Here is a 19,409-nt window from a genome sequence, read left to right as displayed (position 1 = left end):
CTCGCGCCTCCTCGCCCCGGGGGACGGACGGACCGGGACCGTGCCACGGTCCCGGTCCGCAGCGGTCCCGGGCCTCACCCGCCGGGGACGAGTCCCGGGGACCCGCCCGCCGCGGCGTCCAGGCGCCGCGCGAGGAGCCCGAGGAGCACGCCGAGCGCGTTGGTCGCCCAGTGCGCGCCGGCCGCGGCGACGACGCTGCCGCTGCGCCGGCGCAGCTCGCCGAACACCAGGCCGCCGGCGGTGGTCACCGCGACGGTGCCCGCGACCACGCCGGCGGGGAACCCGCTGTCGTCGTCCGCGGCGGCCAGCACGGTCGGCACGTGCCACAGGCCGAACAGCACCGCGGTGGTGACCGGCACCTGCCACGGCCGGCAGTGCCGGGCCAGCGCCGCCCAGAGCACCGAGCGGAACGCGGCCTCCTCGAGGACCACCGTGCCCAGCGGGATGCTGAGGAGCACCTTCGCCAGCACGCCGGGGAGCGGGAGGTCGTAGCGGTCGTCCAGGAAGGCCGGCCGGGTCGGCGGGACCAGGGCGCCCACGGCGTAGACGGCGCCGACGACGCCCACCGCCCCGAGCGCCCAGCGGCAGCCCGCCGCCAGCCGGTCGCGGCCCAGGCCCAGCTCCGGCCAGCCGAGCCCGGACAGGCGGGCGGCCGCGAGCAGGGCGACACCGGTGAGGCCGCGCACCCACCACGGCGGCCGCACGAGCGGACCGGCCACGGCCAGCACGGCGACCACCGCGACAGCGGTCCCGGTGCGCAGCCGCGCGCGGGCCGACGCCGTCACGGACCCGCGCCGGCCGGGTCAGTACCGGCCGAGCAGCGGCCGCAGCCGCGCGGTGTCGGCGTCGGTCCACCCGGGCGGCTGCGCGACCGCGGCCCAGGCGTCGGCGTAGTCGGCGGTGTACCGGTGGCCGTGCCCGTCCGGGGCGCCGGTCGAGAAGGCCATGTCGGCGGTGACCTGCCAGAAGGTGACGAACGGCAGCCACGTCATGGCGTCCGACACGTCCGGCGCCCGCGGCCCCTCGAGCCAGCTGGGCCGGGTCAGCAGCAGCTGCGGGGACCACCAGACGATGGGGTCCGAGGCGTTCTGCAGGTAGACGACCCGGGAGTCCCCCCACGGGGCGGGCGGCGCGGCGAGGTCGGCGGCCTCGTCGGCGAACCGCGCGGTCCGCCCGCCGTCGAGCACCGGGAGCCACTCCGGCGAGCCCTCGTCCCGGTCGGCGACCAGGTCCCGCCACAGCGCGTTGAAGTTCGGCGGTCCGGCCCAGACCACCCCGCTGGCGCGGTTCTGGATGTCGGCCAGTCCGCTGAACGCGGCCTCCCCGCCGAAGCTGCCGAGGCTCTCGCCGAGCACCAGCAGGTCCGGCCGGTCGCCCACGGGCAGCCGGGACCAGGTGCCGTACACCGCGTCGAACAGCGCCCGCCCGGCGTCGCGGGCCTTGGCCTGGTCGACGAGGAAGGAGATCCAGCTGGGCAGGTAGGAGTACTGCATGGACACCATCGCGGTGTCCCCGTTGAACTCGTGCTCCAGCGCGGCTCCGGCCGCGGGGTCGACCCAGCCGGTCCCGGTGGTGGTGACCACGGCGAGCACCGCCCGGTCGAAGCCGCCGGCCCGGACCAGGTCCCGGACGGCGAGGTCCGCGCGCTCCTCGACGTCCTCGGCCGAGGCCAGCCCCGCGTACACGCGCACCGGCGGGAGCGCCGGCCGCCCCGAGAAGGCGGTGAGGTCCTCCGGCGTCGGGCCGGTGCCCACGAAGATCCGGCCCTGCCGGCCCAGGTCCTCCCACCGCAGCAGCGAGCCGGGGCTCCCGGAGCGCTCGGCGCCGGCGGGGCGGACGGCGCCCTCCCCCGTCCGGTCGTCCTGCACGCTGAACGCGGAGTTCGCGGCCTCGACCAGCCCCTGGAACAGCACGCCGTTGACGAGGAACACGACCAGCGCCCCGACGGCCACGACACCGAGCGGCCGCGCCAGGCGCCGCGGGAGGACGCGGCTCAGCAGCCGCACGAGCCCGCGGCCCAGCCACCGGACGCCGCGGGCGACGGCGACCAGGACGACGAACAGCAGCACCGCCACGACCACGATGCCGGCCGAGGAGTACCCGCGGGGCGGGTCGAGCCCCATGAGCAGGTGGACCTCGCGCTGCCAGCGCGCGCCGAGCCACAGCGAGACCACCACCAGCACCGTCCCGGCCACGGCCAGCACCTGCCAGGCACGGCGGCGGAACCGCGCGGACATCCGGCGGTCGGTGGTCTCCGCGACGAACCAGGCCAGCCCCGTCCCCAGCCCGTAGCCGATCGCCGCGGTGATGCCCGCGACCAGGCCCTGGACCACCCAGCCGCGGGGCAGCAGCGACGGCGTCAGGGACAGGCAGCCGAGCACCACGGCCCCCGCCAGCCCGCTCCACCGGTACCGCGGCAGCCACCGCAGCCGCCGGCGGACCGGCCGCCGCGGGGGCCCCTCCTCCGGTGCCGTGCGGGGCGGGGGGACGGCGGGCGTCACGGAGGTGTCTCGGACAGCCGGTTCCGTCGTCATGTCGGGCTCCGCGCGCACGTGGGGGCGCCGAGGCTAGGGGCGTCCCGGGGGGGCAAGGATCGCACCGAACGGACGATGTGCGGCCCGGCGGCGACCCCCACGCTGCGACCCATGCGAGCCGGACTCGAGGCGCACCTCGGTTCCCGGCAGGTCGGCCGGGTCGTCTACGGCTCGATCATCGGCCTGGCGCTGGTGGTCGCGGTCGAGCAGCACCCGCCCGCGCCGGGGGTCCTGGCCGTGTGGCTGCTGGGGACGGCCGTGGCCGTGGGGCTCGCCGAGGTCTACAGCGACGTGGTGGGGGCCGAGACCCGCGCGCGGCGGCGGGTCACCCGTCCCGAGGTCGTGCACATGACCGAGGACGCCGGGGCGGTCGGGTTCGGCGTGGTCTTCCCCGCCGTCTTCTTCCTGCTCGCCGCGATCGGCGTGCTGGCGACCGGAACCGCGTTCACCCTCGCGAAGTGGTCCGGGGTGGGCCTGATCGGCTCCTACGGCTACTGGGGCGTGCGGCTCGCCGGCGGCACGCCCGCCCAGGCGCTGGTCCGGGGCGCGCTCGTCGCCGTCGTCGGCGCCGGTCTCGTCGCGCTCAAGGCCCTCGTGCACTAGGAGGCCCTCGCGCACTAGGCCCTCGTGCACTAGGCCCTCGTGCACTGACCCGCCGCACGGGGCGGGGCCCGGCCGCGCGCGGCTGCGGCCGGGCCCCGTCGGGGAGCGCTCAGCCCGCGGTCGCGGTCGCGGGCGCCGGCGCCTCGGTCTCGGCGAAGACCTCCCGCAGCCTGGCCTCCTGGTCGTTGCTGAGGTTGCTCTCCACCAGGGTCATCTCCTGGCCCTCGAACGCGTCCCTGACCCTGTCGATCACCGCGTCCGAGGACAGGACGAACAGCGCCGAGGTCCCCGGCTGGATCTCCTCGCGCATCCGGCGGATGAAGGCGTCGTCGATGCCGACGTCGCTCATGCTGCCGGTGAGCGCACCCATCGCCGCGCCGACCGCCATGCCGAGCAGCGGGACGAGGAAGATCAGGCCGAACAGCATCCCCCAGAACGCGCCACCCAGGGCGCCGGCCCCGGCCAGGTTGTTCAGCTGACGCGTCTTCGGCTTCCGCGCCCCCTCCGGGTAGGTGACGAGCGCGGCGTCGTGGATGCGGATCAGCTCCCGGCGCTGCAGGTCCTGGAGCGTGGCCTGGGCCCGCTCGGCGCCGTCGGCGGTGGGGAACGTCCAGACGGTCATGGTGGCCATGTACTTCCTCCCTCGGGGATGGGTGGACCGGACCGGCGGCCCGGTCAGGAGTCGAGGACCCGGCTCTTCTGGAGCTCGAACTCGGCCTCGTCGAGGACGCCGGAGTCCCGCAGCCGGCCCAGCTCGCGCAGCTGGGCGAGCTTGGTGTCGGTGTCCACGCGCGGCGGGGGCACCGGCGCGGCGGGCGGCGGCGCGGCGACGGCCTCCTGCTGGGCCCACCGGTGGGCCTGGCGCCGGGAGACGCGGTTCGACACGGCGGTCGCCGTGCCGGCGATGGCGGCGGTGCGCGCGACACCGCGCAGCAGTCCTGGCATGTCGGCTCCTGTCCTCCTCGTCCGTCCTCGTCGTCGTCCCGGGTCCCGGGTCCCGGGTCACCGGTCAGCGGCCGCCGGAGGGCGCAGGAAGCCGACGACCACCAGCACCAGGCCGAGGAACAGCACCTGGATGCCGAACAGGACGCACAGCACCAGGACCGTGGCCTCCTGCCAGGTGAGGGCCAGCACGCCGACGACGACGTCGACGACGCCGAGCGCGGCCAGCCAGCCCCGGCCGTCGACCCGGTCCCGCCCGACGGCGGCCAGGGCGATCCGGCCGGCACCGTGGACGATCAGCGACAGCCCGGTGACCAGCACCAGCGTCCAGAGCGTGACGCCGGGCCAGACCGCGGCCAGCACGCCGCCGACCACGAGGACGGCGCCCAGCAGCACCGAGGCCCCGCGCGAGCGCCCGGAGTCCCACCCGACGGCGATCTCCAGCAGTCCCCCGACGACGAACGACAGCCCGACGAGCAGGGCGAGGCTGCGCGCGGCGGCGACCGGGTTGGCCAGCAGCACGACCCCGAGGACCACGACGGCCAGGCCGAGCAGCCCGACCACCACGCGCGCGCCGCCGCGCCGGGGCGGGGCGGTCACGGAGGGACGGGACAGGTGGGTGGTCATCGCGGTCTCCTCCCGGCGGGGTTCCCGCGCCGAGGGTCGTCGTGGCGGAGCGGCACGGCCTCATCCCCGCCGGATGAGGCCACCGCGCCGTCCGGCCCGGCACCGTCGGGCCATGAGGACAGGCGCAGTCGGACGCCGGACGGCCCGGACCACGGCCCCGACCCGGGACGCGCGCCGCGGAGGCGGCGGCACCGTGCTCGACGGCGGCGAGGTGCTGACCGGGACGACGGTCACCGTCGAGGACCGGCCGCCGCACGGGGCCGGCCGGCCGCCGCGACCCACGCCGGCCCAGCGGCGGGCCGCGGGGAAGGCGCTGCGCGCCACGGCTCCCCTCGACGCGCTCGCCGGGTCCCCGCGGGACACGCGCACCCGCGACCCGCTCACCCTGCTCGAGGAGCAGGCGGCCGGCCGGGTGCCCGAGCTCGTGCCGATCCGCTACGGGCGGATGCTGGCGTCCCCCTTCGCCTACTACCGCGGCGCCGCCCGCGTCATGGCCGCCGACCAGGCCGGCGCGTCCCGCTCGGGCCTGACCGTGCAGCTGTGCGGGGACGCGCACGCCGCCAACTTCGGGCTGTTCGGCTCCCCCGAGCGGCGGCTGCTGTTCGACACCAACGACTTCGACGAGACCCTGCCGGGCCCCTTCGAGCACGACGTCCGTCGGCTGGTCGCCAGCCTGGAGCTCGCGGGCCGGGAGAACGGCCTGCCCCGCAGGCAGCGGCGGGCGGTCACCGTCGCCGCCGGCGCGCGCTACCGGACGGCGATGGCGGAGTTCGCGGGACAGCGGGACATCGAGGTCTGGTACGCCGGCCTCGACGCCGAGGCGCTGCAGCACGACCTGACGCCCCAGCTCGGGGCGGGGGCGCGCAAGCGGCTGACCCGTGCGCTCGAGCGGGCGCGGACCCGAGACAGCCTCCAGGCCTTCGGCAAGCTCACCGAGGTGGTCGACGGGCGGCTCCGGATCAGGGCCGAGCCGCCGCTGCTGGTGCCGCTGCGCGACCTCGTGCCCGGGGCGGAGGGCCCGGACCCGGCCGGCGCCTTCCACGGCCTGATCCGTCAGTACCGGAGCTCGCTCCAGGTCGACCGCCGCACCCTGCTGGAGCGGTACGCGTTCGTCGACATGGCCCGCAAGGTCGTCGGGGTGGGCAGCGTGGGCACCCGCTGCTGGGTGGTCCTGCTCGTCGGGCGCGACGACGACGACCCGCTGCTGCTGCAGGTCAAGGAGGCCGGCCCCTCGGTGCACGCCGAGTTCGTCGGGCCCAGCCGCTACACCCACCAGGGCCAGCGGGTGGTGGCCGGCCAGCGCCTCATGCAGCAGGCCAGCGACGTCTTCCTCGGCTGGGAGCGGACCGCCGGCGTCGACGGCGTGGAGCGGGACTTCTACATCCGGCAGCTGCGGGACTGGAAGGGGTCGGTCGAGCTGGGTGACCTGCGCCCGGAGGGACTCGAGCTCTACGGCGCGGTGTGCGCCTGGTGCCTGGCCCGGGCGCACGCCCGCACCGGCGACCGCATCGCGATCGCCGGCTACCTGGGTTCCTCGTCGGCGTTCGAGCACGCGTTCGCCGAGTATGCGGAGGCGTGCGCCGACGTCACCGAGGGCGACCACCGTCAGCTGGCCGAGGCGGCCACCGCGGGCCGGGTGCCCGTGCAGCGCGGCGTCTGAGGCGCGCCGTGGCGAGTCCCGCAGCCGCCGGGTCGCGCCCCGGCCCCCCGGCCGGACCGCCGGTCCTGCCGCCCGGGCGTGGCGCGCTGCTGCGGGGCGTCGCGCGGACGCTGCTCACGACGGCGGGGCTCCTCGTCGTCTACGCCCTCCTCCCCCTCGACCGGCCGTTCACCGTGCGCACGGTCCTCGCGCTCGGCGCCGGCGTCCTCGCCGTCGGGGTGCTGGTGGCCGTGCAGGTGCGGGCGATCCTGCGCTCCCGGCACCCGGGGCTGCAGGCGGTCGAGGGCATCGCGCTGTCGCTGCCGCTGTTCCTGCTGCTGTTCGCGACCGCCTTCGTGCAGCTGTCCGGCAGCGACCCGCGGGCGTTCAGCGAGCCGCTGGACCGCGTCGACGGCGTCTACTTCGTCGTCACCGTGTTCGCCACCGTGGGCTTCGGCGACATCAGCGCGGTCAGTCCCGTCGCCCGGGTCCTCACCACGCTGCTGATGGTCGGCGACCTCGTGCTGATCGGGCTCGTGCTCAAGCTGTTCCTCGGCGCGGTGGACCACCGCCGGGCGGCGCAGGCGGGGAGCCCGGCGCCCGGCCGGGACGGCTGACCCGGCCCCCGCTCACGAGGCCAGCAGCCGGCCCTTCACCCGGAGGAACTCCTCCTCGGACAGCACGCCGGCGTCGCGGGCGGCGCCCAGGCGCAGCAGCAGGTCGAGCCGGTCCTCGAGGGTGGAGATCGCCTCCGGGGGCAGGGCCGGGACCAGCCGCTCGGCCTCGGGGACCGGCGCGGGCGCGGGCAGCGGCCCGGCGCCCGACGGCCCTCCGGCCGTCCCGGCCGCCGCCGTCCCCGCTGTCGTGGCGGCGCCGACCAGCACGCCGCCCGTCTCCGGTCCCGGGCGGGGGGCCGGCACCCCGGCCGGCACCCCGTCCGCGGCGGGGACGCCCGGTCCCGGCGCCGACGGGGCCGCCGGCGCGCGCCCGCCCAGCCACTCCAGGGCACCGATCCACAGCGCCACCAGGGCGGCGACCCAGACCAGCACCGACAGGGTCGGCGACGGCCAGAGCAGCAGCACCACGGCACCGAGCGCGATGCCGGCCCACCGCGCCGGGCCGAGGTGGTCACGCACCGCCGCGCCCCACCGGGCGGTGCGGCCGGGCAGGTCCAGGCCGTCGGCGAACGCGCGCGCCCAGGCGACGGTCCGCCGCGTCCAGGGCTCCCGGGCGGTGACCACGGCCCCGGGCTCGATGCCGTCGGCCGCCTCCCCGGCGGTGGCCGCCTGCGTCGCCCGCGCCCGCTCCCGGCGCCGCCGCAGCTCGTCCCGGGCCGACGCCGCGCCCCGCCGCACGCCGGCGACGAGGCCGAGCCGGCCCCACACGACGGTCAGCACGCCGAGGAGCACGGCGCCGGCGAGCAGCCACAGCGTCCAGGACCGCAGGTCGCCGGCGAAGACGTCGTACACCGCGCCCACGGCGTCCCGGTTGTCCGGCCGGGCCCCCTGGACCACCGGGCCGCGGCCGATGCGCAGGGCGAGCAGGACCAGCAGGGTGAGGACCGCCGTGGTCACCGCCCACGCCCGCAGGGTCCCGCGCCGGTGCCGGGAGACGGCGAGCGCGCCCGCGAGCGTGCCGAGCGACAGCAGACCCAGCCACCACCAGACCGACCGCAGCAGGTCGACGGCGTCGTAGACCTCCGGGTTCTGCGCCGGGGTCAGGAGGGTGACGCCGACGTCGTCGGGCACGAGGTCGAGCACCTGGCCGGCGAGGCCGTCCTGCACCGAGGCGGGGATGCGCTCCTTCGCCTGCCCGAGCGTGAACCGCACCGCCTCGCCGGCGACCAGCTGGTCGTGCGCGGAGGTCAGGGCGGACTCCGTCAGCGGGCGGAACGGGTCGGAGGCCAGCAGCCGGCTCACGCCGGCCGACACGAGCGAGCCGACGCCGCCCTCCACCGTCGACCGGTACTGCTGCAGCCGGTCGGGCAGCGCCGCGACGACGTCGTCGATGGCGGTCTGCACCTCGGGGTTCGCCATCACCGTCGCCGTGACCTGCTCGGTGACGCGGGCCTCCACCTCCGGCAGGTCCACGATCGTCTCGACGTCGGCCACGAAGGTCTGCGTGTCGATGACGTTCTGGCGGAGCCACAGCGACGTGCTCGCCAGGACGAGGGCGACGGTGCTGACCAGCAGCAGCAGACCGGTGACGGAGCGGCGCACGGGACCCACCTCCCTGCCGCGGCAGGAGCGGGATGCCCGCCGACGGCGTCCCACCCTGGGGGGCACGGGGTCCGCGGCTCATCACCCACGGGGGACGATGCGGCCGCCCCCGCCCGGCAGCACGGTCGCCGCCATGACCGACACCCTCCCGCCCGCGACCGCCCGGCCCGAGACGGCCATCGCCGACCACGGGATCATCGGCGACCTGCAGACCGCCGCGCTGGTCACCACCGACGGGTCGATCGACTGGTTCTGCTCCCCGCGGTTCGACTCGCCCAGCGTCTTCGGCGCGATCCTGGACGACGAGCGCGGCGGGCACTTCCGCATCCGCCCGGCCGGCACGGACTGGACGTCCTCCCAGATGTACCTGCCGGACACCGCCGTCCTGGTGACCCGCTTCTTCACCCCCGCCGGCATGGGGCAGGTCCTCGACTTCATGCCGACGGCCGGCACGGCCGCCACCGACGACCACCGCATCGTGCGCGTGCTGCAGTGCGTCCGCGGGCGGGTGACCTTCGAGGTCGACGTCGCCCCCCGCTTCGACTACGGCCGCCAGCCGCACCGGGTCGACGTCACACCCGGTGGCGCTGTCTTCACCTCGGCCGGCGCCCAGCTGACCCTCCACATCGTCCGGGAGGCCGACGACGAGCGGCTCGGGCAGGCCCGGCTGGACGGCACCGACGTGCACGCCGCGATCACGCTGGAGGCCGGTCAGCTGCGCGGCGTCGTGCTGCAGACCGGCCCGGACGTCCGGCCGCGGGAGATCCGCCCGTCCGAGGTCCGGGCGCTGCTCGCCCAGACCGTCGCCGGCTGGCGGTCGTGGGTGGACCGGTCCACCTACCGCGGCCGCTGGCGCGAGGACGTCCAGCGGTCGGCGATCACGCTCAAGCTCATGACCTACGCGCCGAGCGGGGGCATCGTGGCGGCGCCGACGGCGGGCCTGCCCGAGCAGGTCGGCGGGGAGCGCAACTGGGACTACCGCTACACCTGGGTGCGCGACGCGTCGTTCTCGGTGCACGCGCTGCTGCGGCTGGGGATGCGCGAGGAGGCGGGGCACTTCGGCCGCTGGCTCGGCGACCGGATCCGCGAGCGCGCCGGCAGCGACAGCGGACCGCTCAACATCATGTACCGGATCGACGGCTCCTCCGACCTCAAGGAGGACGTGCTCGAGCACTGGCGCGGCTACCGGGGCTCGGCACCGGTGCGCGTCGGCAACGGCGCGGCCGAGCAGCTGCAGCTCGACATCTACGGCGAGGCGCTGGACAGCCTCTACAGCGGCATCCGGGCCGGCCTGCCGCTGCCCGCGCAGGGCTGGTCGGCGGTCACCCGGGTGCTCGACTGGCTGGCCGACAACTGGGACCAGCCGGAGGAGGGCATCTGGGAGACCCGCGGCGGGCGCGAGCCGTTCACCTACGGGCGGGTCATGAGCTGGGTGGCCTTCGACCGCGGCATCCGGCTGGCGACCGAGCACGGCCGGCCCGCCTCCCTCGGGCGCTGGACCGCCGAGCGGGACGCCGTCTACCGCCAGGTGCTCGACCGCGGCTTCCACCGCACCCGCAACGCCTTCGTCCAGCACTACGACACCGACGTCCTGGACTCCGCGCTGCTGCGGATGCCCACCGTCGGGTTCATCGACGGCCGCGACCCGATGTGGGAGTCGACCCTGCGGGCGATGGACCGCGAGCTGGTGACCGACAGCCTGGTCTACCGCTACGACCCCGAGGCCTCCCCCGACGGGCTGCGCGGGTCGGAGGGGACGTTCTCGCTCTGCACGTTCGCCTACGTCGACGCGCTCACCCGCGCCGGCCGGCTCGACGACGCCCGCACCGCCTTCGAGAAGATGCTCACCTACGGCAACCACGTGGGCCTGTACTCCGAGGAGATCGCCCTCACCGGCGAGCAGATCGGCAACTTCCCGCAGGCGTTCACCCACCTGGCCCTCATCGACGCGGCCGTCACCCTCGACGCGGCCCTCGACGGGCGGGCGCCGCACGTCGTCGGCGCCCCCTGAGCCGGCCGGGTCGTCCGCGGAGGGGGAGGTCCGACGGCGCCCGCCCTGCCGAGGCTGGGCACCGTCGTCCCACCCCAGCCGCCGGCCCACCCCAGGAGGAGCCATGACCCAGGAGGAGCCATGACCCAGACCGTCCCCGACGACACCCTCGACGCCCTCGCCCGGGGGGACGCCCCGGTCATCGAGACCGTCCTCGCCATGAACCTCGACGCGCTCGAGCGCTCGGGCCTGGACCCCGGCACCTACCTGCTCGTCCGCCTGGCCGTGCTCGTGGCCGTCGGCGCACCGCCGGCGTCCTACGCGGTCACCCTCGGCATGGCCCGGGACTCGGGCGTCACGGTCGAGCAGGCGCAGGCCGTGCTCGTCGCCGTCGCCCCGCTGGTGGGCACCCCGCGCATCACCGCGGCCGCCGGCAACATCCTGCGCGCCGTCCTGGGTGCGGAGGCCCTGGCCGACGCCATCCCCGAGCAGCGCACCTCCTGACCCCGTCCGCCGCGGCGCCGATCCCCAGCCGGAGGCCCCCCCGTGACCAGGACCGGCGCCGCGGGCGCGGCGGCCACCGCGACGGCCGGGGCGGTCGTCCTGCCGCTCGCCCTCGCGCAGTTCATCGCCAGCTACGCGGCGTCGAACATGAACGTCGCGATCAGCACGATCGCCGACGACCTCGACACCGACGTCGCGGGGATCCAGACCACCATCACGCTGTTCACGCTGACGATGGCGGCGCTGATGATCCCCGGCAGCAAGCTCACCGACATCTGGGGCCGCAAGCGCTGCTTCGTCCTCGGCCTGGTGGTCTACGGGGCGGGCGCGCTGCTGGCCGCGCTCGCGCCGGGGCTGGTCGTGCTGACCGTCGGCTACTCGCTCCTCGAGGGGATCGGGTCCGCGCTGCTCATCCCGCCGATCTACATCCTCGTCACCGTCGTGTTCGACGACCTGAAGACCCGCGCCAAGTGGTTCGGCGTCGTCAGCGGTGCCGCGGGGCTGGGGGCCGCCGCCGGGCCGCTGATCGGCGGCCTGATCACCAGCTACGTGAGCTGGCGGGCGTCGTTCGTGCTGCAGGCCGTGGTCGTGGCCGTGATCGTGCTGCTCGCCCGGCGGATCGACGACCCGCCGCTGCCGGCGCAGCGCCCGCGCTTCGACCTGCTCGGTGCCGTCCTGTCCGCCGCCGGGCTGTTCCTCGTCGTCTTCGGGATCCTGCAGACCGGGACCCAGGGCTGGACGTCCTCCCGGGTGTGGATCCTGGTCGCCCTCGGCGGCGTGTTCCTGGCCGTCTTCCTCCTCCACGCGCAGAACCGCGAGCGGCACGGCCGCACGCCGCTGGTCTCGCCGTCGCTGTTCCGCAACCGCACGTCGAACCTGGGGCTGACCACCCAGACCGTGCAGTGGCTGGTCATGCAGGGCTCGTTCTTCGTCATCTCGGTCTTCCTGCAGCAGGAGCGGGGCTACTCGGCCGTGCAGACCGGGCTGATGCTGCTGCCGGCCACCGTCGGCGTCCTGCTGTCCTCCGGCGCGGCGCAGCGGATGGCCAGCCGGCACCCGCAGCGCCGGCTGATCCGGGCCGGCTTCACGCTCACCGTCGCGGGTCTCGCGCTGCTGCTGGCCCTGGCCCGGCAGGACTCCGCGATCTGGACGTTCTGGCCCGGGCTGTTCCTCATGGGTTTCGGCGTCGGGGCGATGCTGACCGCGTCGGTCAACGTCGTGCAGTCGGCGTGGCCCGAACACGTCCAGGGCGACATCTCCGGGGTCTCGCGCAGCGTCTCCAACCTCGGGTCCTCGCTCGGCGTCGCGATCGCCGGCTCGGTGCTCGTGGGCGCGGCCGCCGCGGGCAACCCCCCGTTCCTCACCGCGATCGTGGTGGTCGGCGGGTTCGCCGTCGTGGGGTGGCTGGCCGCCTTCCTGCTCCCCCACCCGTCGCACCGGGCGCCCGCGCCGTCCGCGTGATCCCGGGGACCCGCCGTGGACGGCCCGCTGGACCACCCCGTCCGGTCGTGCACCCCGGGCTCGGGGCCGCTCGAACGCGGCACCGACCGGCTCCAGGTGCTGGGCCGGCTCGCCGTCGTCCTCGCCCTGCCGGCCGCCGCGCCCCTGGCGGTGACGGCCACCACGACCACGCGGCAGTCCCTCGAGGCGCAGGCCGAGACGCAGGCCGCCGAGCGGCACCGCGGGCGCGCCGTGCTGCTCGAGGACGCGCCCGCCGCGCTCGACCCGGAGGGGCTGGGCGACCGCGTGGCCGGGGCGGTGCCGGCGCGGGCCACGTGGCCGGCCCCGGGTGGTCTGCCCCGCGAGGGTGTGCTGCAGGTCCGCCCGCACACCCCGGCCGGGACGGCGGTGTCCGTGTGGGTGGACGGCGCCGGCCGGGTCACCCGGGAACCGATGGACCCCGGCACCGTCCCGGCGGCGGCGACGGCGGCGGGGGTCCTGGCCCTCGTGGGCGTGCCGCTGGCGGCGTGGACGCTGCACGTCGTCCTGTGCGGCTGCCTGGACGCCCGCCGGGACCGGCGGTGGACGGAGGGCTGGGCCGCCGTCGAGCGGGAGTGGAGCACCCGGCGCTGAGCGGCCGGCCGCTCAGGGCCGCTCGGCGGGGGCCGGCTGCTCCGCCTCGAGGGCGTCGAGCGCCGCGATGATCGCCTGCACGGGCACGTGCCCGGAGGCGACCAGCTGACCGCCGGAGCGCCGCAGCGCGCGGGCGAAGGGCGCCGCCCAGACGTTCTCGTAGACGAGGATGCCGGCCGCGGTGCCCGGGTCCAGCGCCGCGGCGGCCTCGGCGAGGTCGTCGTCGCCGAGGAGGCCCGAGCGCGCGCCGTCGAACAGCGCCGCCTCGAGGACCTGCATCCGCCGGAGGTCGGTCTGCTCCAGGGCCGTGACGGTGCCGTCGGCGTCCTTGCGCAGGAACACCAGGTCCAGGATGCGGATGACCCCGCGGTCGACGAGGTCGACCAGCAGCGGGAGGGCCTCCCCGGTCATGCGCTCCGCCGGGAAGGCGACGACGAGGTAGTCGACCGGTCCCATCTGGTCGAGATCGGCCCGGTAGGCGTCGGTCGGCTGCTGGAGGTCCGTGGTCATCTCTGCCCCAAGGGTGCGGGTGGACGGCGGTCGACCCAGGGTCGCCGCGGGGGCCGCCGGTCCACGTCCCCCCGCGCGGACGATCCGCACAGCACAGCGGGGGCACCCGTCCCGGGACGGGCACCCCCGCGCGCGTCGGCGGTCAGCGGTAGTCGGACTTCAGCTCCCGCCCGTGGACGATGATCGCGTAGATCACGATGACGTCGATCGTGATCATGAGGACCGACCACACCGGGTACGCGGCGATGAAGGCGAGGTTCACCAGCGCGCTGAGGAACGCGATGCACACACCGACCACGCGGGCGGCCGTGTTGCCCGCCAGCAGGCCGAGCCCCGCCGCGACCCCGATGACGCCGATGACCATGTGCGTCCAGCCCCAGACGTCGTAGTCGACGTTCACCGCCAGGCCGGACTGCGTGACCAGGTAGAAGCCGTCGTCGAAGACGGCGATGAGCCCCTGGATCACCTGGAACGTGCCGAGCATGACGAGCATGACGCCGGCGAAGACGACCCAGCCCGCCCAGCCGCTGGGCGGCCGCTCCTCGAGGGGTCGCTGCTCGTAACGCGGCCGCGGCACCGACGTGGTCGTCGACGTCGCGTCCGCGCGCGAGGTGTCTGTCACGTGCCTCTCCTCCTCGGTCCGGCCCCGGGTCCCGGTGGCCCGTGCGGCAGGCGGGACCCGAGGCGTGTGCGGCAGCAGCGTGGGCCCCGGCGGACCGGGCGGCATCGTCCGCCCTGCATGACCCCGGCCGCCTCCCGCCGCGGCGACGCGCCGCCGGGAGGTCAGACGAGGCCGAGCTCGCGGCCCCGCCGGACCGCCTGGTTGCGCCGGCTCACGGCGAGCTTGCGCAGGATGCTGCGGATGTGCGTCCGGACGGTGTTCACCGAGATGAACATGGTCGCCGCGATCTCCGCCGTGGACAGCATCCCCGCCAGGTACCGCAGCACCTCCGTCTCCCGGTCGCTGAGCTCCTGGACGACGTCGGGCACCTCCCGGGGAGCCGGCGGGCGGGTCGCGCCGGGGCGCGGCGCGGCTGTCGCCGACGGGTTCAGCCAGGCGGCGGGTCCCTGCAGTCGAGGCTGCGTGCGCAGCAGCCGCCGGGCCTGGGGCAGTGTGTCGACGAAGGGCCAGCGCAGCAGCTCGGGCCGGGCCGTCTCGAGGGCCTCGGCGAGCTCGTCCACCGCGGCGAGCGCGTGGCCTGCCTCCAGCAGCTGGCAGGCGCGGATGACCCGGGCCTCGACGACGGCGGCCGGCGCCCTGGTCCCCGTCGGCTCGGTCGGCGTCACCGCCGTCGGGTCGCCGGACAGGAGGTCGACCGTCGCGCGCAGCCGCCGGCTCCACGGCTCGTCGACCCGGGTCTCCCGGAGGATCGACAGTCCCTCGGTCACGTGCCCGCGGGCGACCGCGAGCCGGACCACCTCGCCGATCACCGGCTCGGCCACCCACCGGGGCAGGCGGGGTCCCCGCAGGTGCGGCCCCAGGCACCGCTCCGCCGCGTCGTACTCGTGCCGCAGCCGCAGCAGCTGGCTCTGCAGCACCGCGAGGAGCGGCTCCGCGTGGGCGGCGCCGGCCGTGCCGTCACCCAGGGACCGCGTGCGGGCGTGCGCCCGGCCCAGCCACTCCCGGGCCGCGGGGAGGTCGTAGCGGCGCAGGTGCGTCCACGCGAGCGCGGTCGCCGACGCCGGCTCGCGCGCGGCGTCGTCCCGGCCCTCCCCGGCCGCGAGCCTCTCGGCCTCGCCGGCCAGCTCGACGGCGTGGTTCAGCCGGCCCTCGAGGGCCTCGAGCAGGCCCAGGGAGGCGACGGTGCCGCTGCGCAGGTGCCGCGAGCCCGCCGCCTGGGCGGCGACCGCCGCCGTGCGCAGCCCGGCGACCAGCTGCCCGGTCGGCTCGTCGGTGCCGAGGGCCGCGGCGGCGCGCAGGGCGCCCAGCACCGCGGCACCCTCCCGCCGGTCGTCGTCCGGCAGCGCGGCCAGCAGCGGAGCGGCGGCGTCGGCCTCGGTGAGCCGGGCGCCGGCGGGGACGCCGGAGGCGGCGGCGGTCGCCAGGGAGGTGAGCGAGGCCGAGACGCGCAGCGCCGGCCGGGAGCCCTCCCCGCGGGCCGCCGCGACGTCGGCGAGGTCGGCCGCCGCGGGCGCGGCCCCGTCGGCCAGGGCGACGGCGGTCCGGAGCACGGCGGCGTCGGGACCGCGGAACCGCTCGGGCAGCGCGCGGACCCCGGCCAGCGCCGGGTCGGTGCCGTGCGCGAGCAGGCGCGGGACGAGCAGGTCGTCGACCAGCAGCCGCGCGACCGCCGGCCAGTCCTCCGCGGCGGCGGCGTGACCGACCGCCTCGGGGACCCGGCCGGCCGCGGCGTACCAGTCGGCGCAGGTCCGGTGCAGGGCGGCGACGTCACCGGGGTGGTCGTAGGCCAGCTGGGCCTGCAGCATCTCCCGGAACAGCGGGTGCACGCGGTATCCGCCGGGCGCGCCGGGCGAGGCCTCGACGAAGGCGTTGGCCCGCGCGAGCCCCGCGAGGACCCGCCGGCCGATCGGCCGCCCGCACAGCCGGTCCACGAGGTCGGGCCACAGCTCCGCGGTCACGCTGACCCGGAGCAGGAACCTCCGCACCGGGGCCGGCTGCCGCTGCAGCACCTCCGCGAACAGGTACTGCGCGACGCTGCCGTCGTCCTGCGCGAGCGAGGTCACCAGGTGCTCGGGGGAGGCTCCCTGCGCGAGGGCGGCGCCCGCCAGCCGCAGGCCGACCGCCCACCCCTGCGCCTCCGCGTGGAGCGTGCGGGCGACCTCCGGCGACACCGGCACCCCCATCGCGGCGAACAGCTCCCGGGCCTCGTCCGGGGTGAAGGCCAGCTCCGCCGCGCGGATCTCCGAGACGGTCCCGGCCAGCCGGTACTGGTGCAGCGGTACCGGCGGGTCCGCGCGGGCGCACAGCACCAGCCGCAGCCTGCCGCCGGAGTGCCGGACCAGCAGGTCGAGCCCCGTGGCGATCGACCGGTCCCGCACGTGGTCGGCGTCGTCGACCACCAGCGTCACCGGCCGGGGCAGCGCGGCTACCCGACCGGCGAGGGACGGGACGAACGCCGGCGGCTCCGGCCCCCCGGGCTCGAGGGGCGGCAGGCCGGCGCGCGCGAGCCCCACCGACTCCAGCGCACCGACGACGTAGCTCCAGAACGCCGCCGTGTCGTCGTAGTCGTCGACGGTGAGCCAGGTGACGGGGCCGTCCGGCCGGCTGCGCGCCCACGAGGCCGCCAGCACCGTCTTGCCGGAACCCGCCGGCCCGCTGACCAGCGTCAGGGGCGACCGCTGCACCGCCCGGGACAGCGCGGTGGTCAGCCGCGGCCGGAGGACCGTCGCGTCCCCGGGTTCGGGCGGGGTGAGCTTGGAGGCCAGCAGGGCCGGGCCGGGTCGCGCAGCGGCAGGCACCGCCGTCCCCGACCCGGTCGCGTGGATCGGCGACAGACTCGCCATGACGCGTCCTCCCGCGTGCGGTGCAGGCCGTCCCCCGTTCCCGAGCCTCCCTCTGGGCGCCTACCGGGCCGGCGTGCGACCGGTCCCCTTCCCCAGCCTGGCCGTCCCCCCTGCGGGACCTCAGAGCCGAAGGTCACCGGCCTCCCCTCCCCCGGAACACGCCGTGGAGGGGCGGGAGGTCACCGGAGCCTCCCGCTCCCCGCAGGGCCGGGGTTCATCCGTTCCGGATGAGGGACGGGCAGCACCCCTGCCGGACGCTGGCGGCTCCGAGGCAGGGAGGGCGCATGGTCCTGACAGCGGGCGGCGTCCCCCGGTGGCCGTGAACCCCGGTGGCCCACCGGTCGAGGAGCTGCGGCCGGCCGGTGCACCGTCGGCCGCCCCGTCGCCGGACCGGTTCGACGCCGACGGCGCGGTCCGGGACGCGGTGCAGGCAGCGGTGGCGGTGCTCGAGGTGACGGCGGCGCTGGCACGCCTCCTCGCGGAGCGCGCCGCCATCCGCCGCCGCACCGTCGTCGCACGCCTGCCGCGGCCCGGGCGCGCACCGGAGGCGCTCGCCCACCCCGTGGTGGCGACGGCGCGCGCGCTGGCCGGGGCGGCCGACCGCGTGGTCCCGGCGGTGGCCCGGGGACTGCTCGCCCGCCTCGACGTCCCGGCGCTGGTCCGCGAGTTCGTGGACCTCGACCGGCTGGTGGCCCTGGTCGACGTCGACGCGGTTGCCGACCGGGTGGACGTCGGCCGGGTGCTGGACCGGATCGACCTCGATGCCGTCGTGGCGCGGGTGGACCTGGACCGCGCCGTGGCCCGCGTCGACCTCGACGCCGCGGTCGGCCGGGTGGACGTCGACGCGGTGGCCGACCGGGTGGACGTCGGCCGGGTGCTGGCCCGCGTGGACCTCGACGGCGTGGTCGACCGGGTGGACCTCGACCGCGCCGTGGCCCGCGTGGACCTCGACGGCGTGGTCGACCGGGTGGACCTCGACCGCGCCGTGGCCCGCGTCGACCTCGACGCCGTCGTCGAGCGGGTGGACCTCGACCGCGCCGTGGCCCGCGTCGACCTCGACGGCGTGGTCGAGCGGGTGGACCTCGACCGCGCCGTGGCCCGCGTCGACCTCGACGCCGTCGTCGAGCGGGTGGACCTCGACCGCGCCGTGGCCCGCGTCGACCTCGACGCCGCGGCCCTGCGCATGGACCTCGCCGGCCTGGCGCGGTACGTGGTCGAGGTGATCGACCTGCCCGGCCTGCTGCGCGCCTCGACCGGCTCGGTGACCTTGGAGGTGGTGCGCTCCGTGCGCGACCAGGGCGCCGACGCCGACCGGGCGGTGGAACGGGTGGTCGACCGGCTGCTGCGCCGGCACGCGCGGCGGACCACGGCGGGCGACGGCGTCCGCGGCCCCGCCGGTCCGGAGGCGTCGTCGTGACCCGGGCCGGGGAGCGGCGCGGCACGCGGGCCGGCCTCCCGGCACCGGCGCCGGCGGAGCACGCGGCGCCGCGGGGAGGTCGCGCGGGCCTGGTCACCCGTGCGCTGGCCAACGTGGTGGACCTGCTCGTGGTCGCGCTGCTGGTGGTCGGGGGCTGCACGGCGGTCGCGGCCGCCCGGTTCCTCGTGAACCCGGCCGGCTTCTCCTTCCCGGCGCCCTCGTCGTCGACGCTGCTGTCCTGGACGCTCGGCGTGCTGGCGGTCTACCTCGCCGTCACCTGGGCCGACGCCGGGCGGACGTACGGCGACCGGCTGCTCGGGCTGCGCGTGGGCGACGACCGCGGGGACCGGCTGGGCTGGGGACGGTCCGCGGTGCGGGCGGTGCTGTGCGTGGTGTTCCCCGTCGGCCTGCTGTGGGTGCTGGTCAGCCGGGGGAACCGGTCGGTGCAGGACCTGCTGCTGCGGACCTCGGTCGTCTACGACCGGCCGCCGGCCCCGGTCGTCCCTGGCGGACGATGACCGCCGCCGGGTCACGGGGGAGGCTCGGGGTGTCCGGGACGCCGTGCCCCGCGCGGCCCGGACCCGGCAGCACCGGGCCGCGACGACCGGCGGGAGGTCCGCCATGCCCACCCTGGCGCCGACCCCGGACCGCTTCACCGTCCTCGACTCCCTCATCGTGCGGGCGCTCGCCGAGCTCCGGACCGCACGGCGCGCCTGCGGGCGGCCCGGCGACGCGGAGGCCCTCGAGCTGGCCCTCGAGCTGCGGACGCAGGCCGAGGCGAACCTCAACGCCCTCCTGGAGTACCGGCACGCCGCGCAGCGGCGGTGACCCGGTCGTCCCCCGCGGACGACGCGCCGGCGGACGCCGGAGGAGGGCCGGCCCGCGC

At 76.9% G+C, this 19,409-nt stretch carries 19 protein-coding genes; 10 read left to right on the top strand and 9 right to left on the bottom strand.

What is annotated here, in order from left to right:
* Positions 1 to 74 precede the first annotated feature (74 nt).
* Positions 75 to 785, bottom strand: coding sequence for a CPBP family intramembrane glutamic endopeptidase (locus tag ACI8AB_RS09115; protein ID WP_456949863.1), 711 nt, complete (start codon positions 783 to 785; stop codon positions 75 to 77).
* Positions 786 to 803: 18 nt separating this feature from the next.
* Positions 804 to 2,501, bottom strand: a complete 1,698-nt coding sequence (locus tag ACI8AB_RS09110; protein ID WP_456949862.1) for an alpha/beta hydrolase — start codon at positions 2,499 to 2,501, stop codon at positions 804 to 806.
* A 144-nt stretch (positions 2,502 to 2,645) separates the two neighbouring features.
* Here ACI8AB_RS09110 and ACI8AB_RS09105 point away from each other — a divergent pair, with 144 nt between their 5' ends.
* Complete coding sequence (locus ACI8AB_RS09105) at positions 2,646 to 3,137, top strand: hypothetical protein (RefSeq protein ID WP_456949861.1); 492 nt, start codon at positions 2,646 to 2,648, stop codon at positions 3,135 to 3,137.
* A 109-nt stretch (positions 3,138 to 3,246) separates the two neighbouring features.
* Here the strand turns inward: ACI8AB_RS09105 and ACI8AB_RS09100 are convergent, their stop codons facing one another.
* From ACI8AB_RS09100 to ACI8AB_RS09090, 3 genes are read right to left on the bottom strand one after another with little or no spacing between them, the layout of a single operon-like run.
* Positions 3,247 to 3,768: a DUF1269 domain-containing protein gene (locus ACI8AB_RS09100; protein WP_456949860.1), complete on the bottom strand. Its 522-nt coding sequence runs from the start codon at positions 3,766 to 3,768 to the stop codon at positions 3,247 to 3,249.
* Positions 3,769 to 3,812: 44 nt separating this feature from the next.
* Positions 3,813 to 4,082, bottom strand: a complete 270-nt coding sequence (locus ACI8AB_RS09095; RefSeq protein ID WP_456949859.1) for an SHOCT domain-containing protein — start codon at positions 4,080 to 4,082, stop codon at positions 3,813 to 3,815.
* Positions 4,083 to 4,139: 57 nt separating this feature from the next.
* On the bottom strand, positions 4,140 to 4,706 hold the full coding sequence (locus ACI8AB_RS09090; protein WP_456949858.1) for an HdeD family acid-resistance protein: 567 nt from the start codon (positions 4,704 to 4,706) through the stop codon (positions 4,140 to 4,142).
* Positions 4,707 to 4,818: 112 nt separating this feature from the next.
* Between ACI8AB_RS09090 and ACI8AB_RS09085 the strand changes: the two genes are divergently transcribed.
* On the top strand, positions 4,819 to 6,366 hold the full coding sequence (locus ACI8AB_RS09085; protein WP_456949857.1) for a DUF2252 domain-containing protein: 1,548 nt from the start codon (positions 4,819 to 4,821) through the stop codon (positions 6,364 to 6,366).
* An 8-nt stretch (positions 6,367 to 6,374) separates the two neighbouring features.
* Positions 6,375 to 6,962, top strand: coding sequence for a potassium channel family protein (locus tag ACI8AB_RS09080; RefSeq protein WP_456949856.1), 588 nt, complete (start codon positions 6,375 to 6,377; stop codon positions 6,960 to 6,962).
* 12 nt (positions 6,963 to 6,974) lie between these two features.
* Here the strand turns inward: ACI8AB_RS09080 and ACI8AB_RS09075 are convergent, their stop codons facing one another.
* A complete protein-coding gene (locus ACI8AB_RS09075) occupies positions 6,975 to 8,564 on the bottom strand; it encodes a hypothetical protein (protein WP_456949855.1) in 1,590 nt (529 codons plus the stop codon).
* A 133-nt stretch (positions 8,565 to 8,697) separates the two neighbouring features.
* Between ACI8AB_RS09075 and ACI8AB_RS09070 the strand changes: the two genes are divergently transcribed.
* The 4 genes from ACI8AB_RS09070 (at position 8,698) to ACI8AB_RS09055 (ending at position 13,131) form a co-directional block, all read left to right on the top strand.
* Positions 8,698 to 10,575 (top strand): glycoside hydrolase family 15 protein, encoded by a 1,878-nt coding sequence (locus ACI8AB_RS09070; protein ID WP_456949854.1) that lies wholly within the window; start codon positions 8,698 to 8,700, stop codon positions 10,573 to 10,575.
* A gap of 120 nt (positions 10,576 to 10,695) precedes the next feature.
* A complete protein-coding gene (locus ACI8AB_RS09065) occupies positions 10,696 to 11,058 on the top strand; it encodes a carboxymuconolactone decarboxylase family protein (protein WP_456949853.1) in 363 nt (120 codons plus the stop codon).
* A gap of 42 nt (positions 11,059 to 11,100) precedes the next feature.
* Complete coding sequence (locus ACI8AB_RS09060) at positions 11,101 to 12,519, top strand: MFS transporter (protein WP_456949852.1); 1,419 nt, start codon at positions 11,101 to 11,103, stop codon at positions 12,517 to 12,519.
* Positions 12,520 to 12,534: 15 nt separating this feature from the next.
* Positions 12,535 to 13,131, top strand: coding sequence for an Rv1733c family protein (locus ACI8AB_RS09055; protein ID WP_456949851.1), 597 nt, complete (start codon positions 12,535 to 12,537; stop codon positions 13,129 to 13,131).
* 12 nt (positions 13,132 to 13,143) lie between these two features.
* On the opposite strand, the gene ACI8AB_RS09050 is transcribed toward ACI8AB_RS09055, so the two are convergent.
* The 3 genes from ACI8AB_RS09050 to ACI8AB_RS09040 all read right to left on the bottom strand — a co-directional run bounded on the left by ACI8AB_RS09050 (position 13,144) and on the right by ACI8AB_RS09040 (position 17,106).
* Positions 13,144 to 13,641: a DUF6325 family protein gene (locus ACI8AB_RS09050; protein WP_456949850.1), complete on the bottom strand. Its 498-nt coding sequence runs from the start codon at positions 13,639 to 13,641 to the stop codon at positions 13,144 to 13,146.
* A gap of 142 nt (positions 13,642 to 13,783) precedes the next feature.
* A complete protein-coding gene (locus ACI8AB_RS09045) occupies positions 13,784 to 14,263 on the bottom strand; it encodes a DUF7144 family membrane protein (protein ID WP_456949849.1) in 480 nt (159 codons plus the stop codon).
* Between the two features lie 161 nt (positions 14,264 to 14,424).
* On the bottom strand, positions 14,425 to 17,106 hold the full coding sequence (locus ACI8AB_RS09040) for a LuxR C-terminal-related transcriptional regulator (RefSeq protein WP_456949848.1): 2,682 nt from the start codon (positions 17,104 to 17,106) through the stop codon (positions 14,425 to 14,427).
* A 313-nt stretch (positions 17,107 to 17,419) separates the two neighbouring features.
* Here ACI8AB_RS09040 and ACI8AB_RS09035 point away from each other — a divergent pair, with 313 nt between their 5' ends.
* The 3 genes from ACI8AB_RS09035 to ACI8AB_RS09025 all read left to right on the top strand — a co-directional run bounded on the left by ACI8AB_RS09035 (position 17,420) and on the right by ACI8AB_RS09025 (position 19,351).
* Positions 17,420 to 18,523 (top strand): hypothetical protein, encoded by a 1,104-nt coding sequence (locus tag ACI8AB_RS09035; protein WP_456949847.1) that lies wholly within the window; start codon positions 17,420 to 17,422, stop codon positions 18,521 to 18,523.
* A complete protein-coding gene (locus ACI8AB_RS09030) occupies positions 18,520 to 19,041 on the top strand; it encodes an RDD family protein (protein ID WP_456949846.1) in 522 nt (173 codons plus the stop codon). Before ACI8AB_RS09035 ends, ACI8AB_RS09030 begins: the two co-directional genes overlap by 4 nt.
* 103 nt (positions 19,042 to 19,144) lie before the next feature.
* Positions 19,145 to 19,351, top strand: a complete 207-nt coding sequence (locus tag ACI8AB_RS09025) for a hypothetical protein (RefSeq protein WP_456949845.1) — start codon at positions 19,145 to 19,147, stop codon at positions 19,349 to 19,351.
* The last annotated feature ends 58 nt before the right edge of the window (positions 19,352 to 19,409 follow it).

The organism is Geodermatophilus sp. SYSU D00698 (assembly GCF_054050335.1).
The sequence above is the reverse complement of the archived record's forward strand: the minus strand, read 5'-3'. Positions and strand labels throughout refer to the sequence as shown.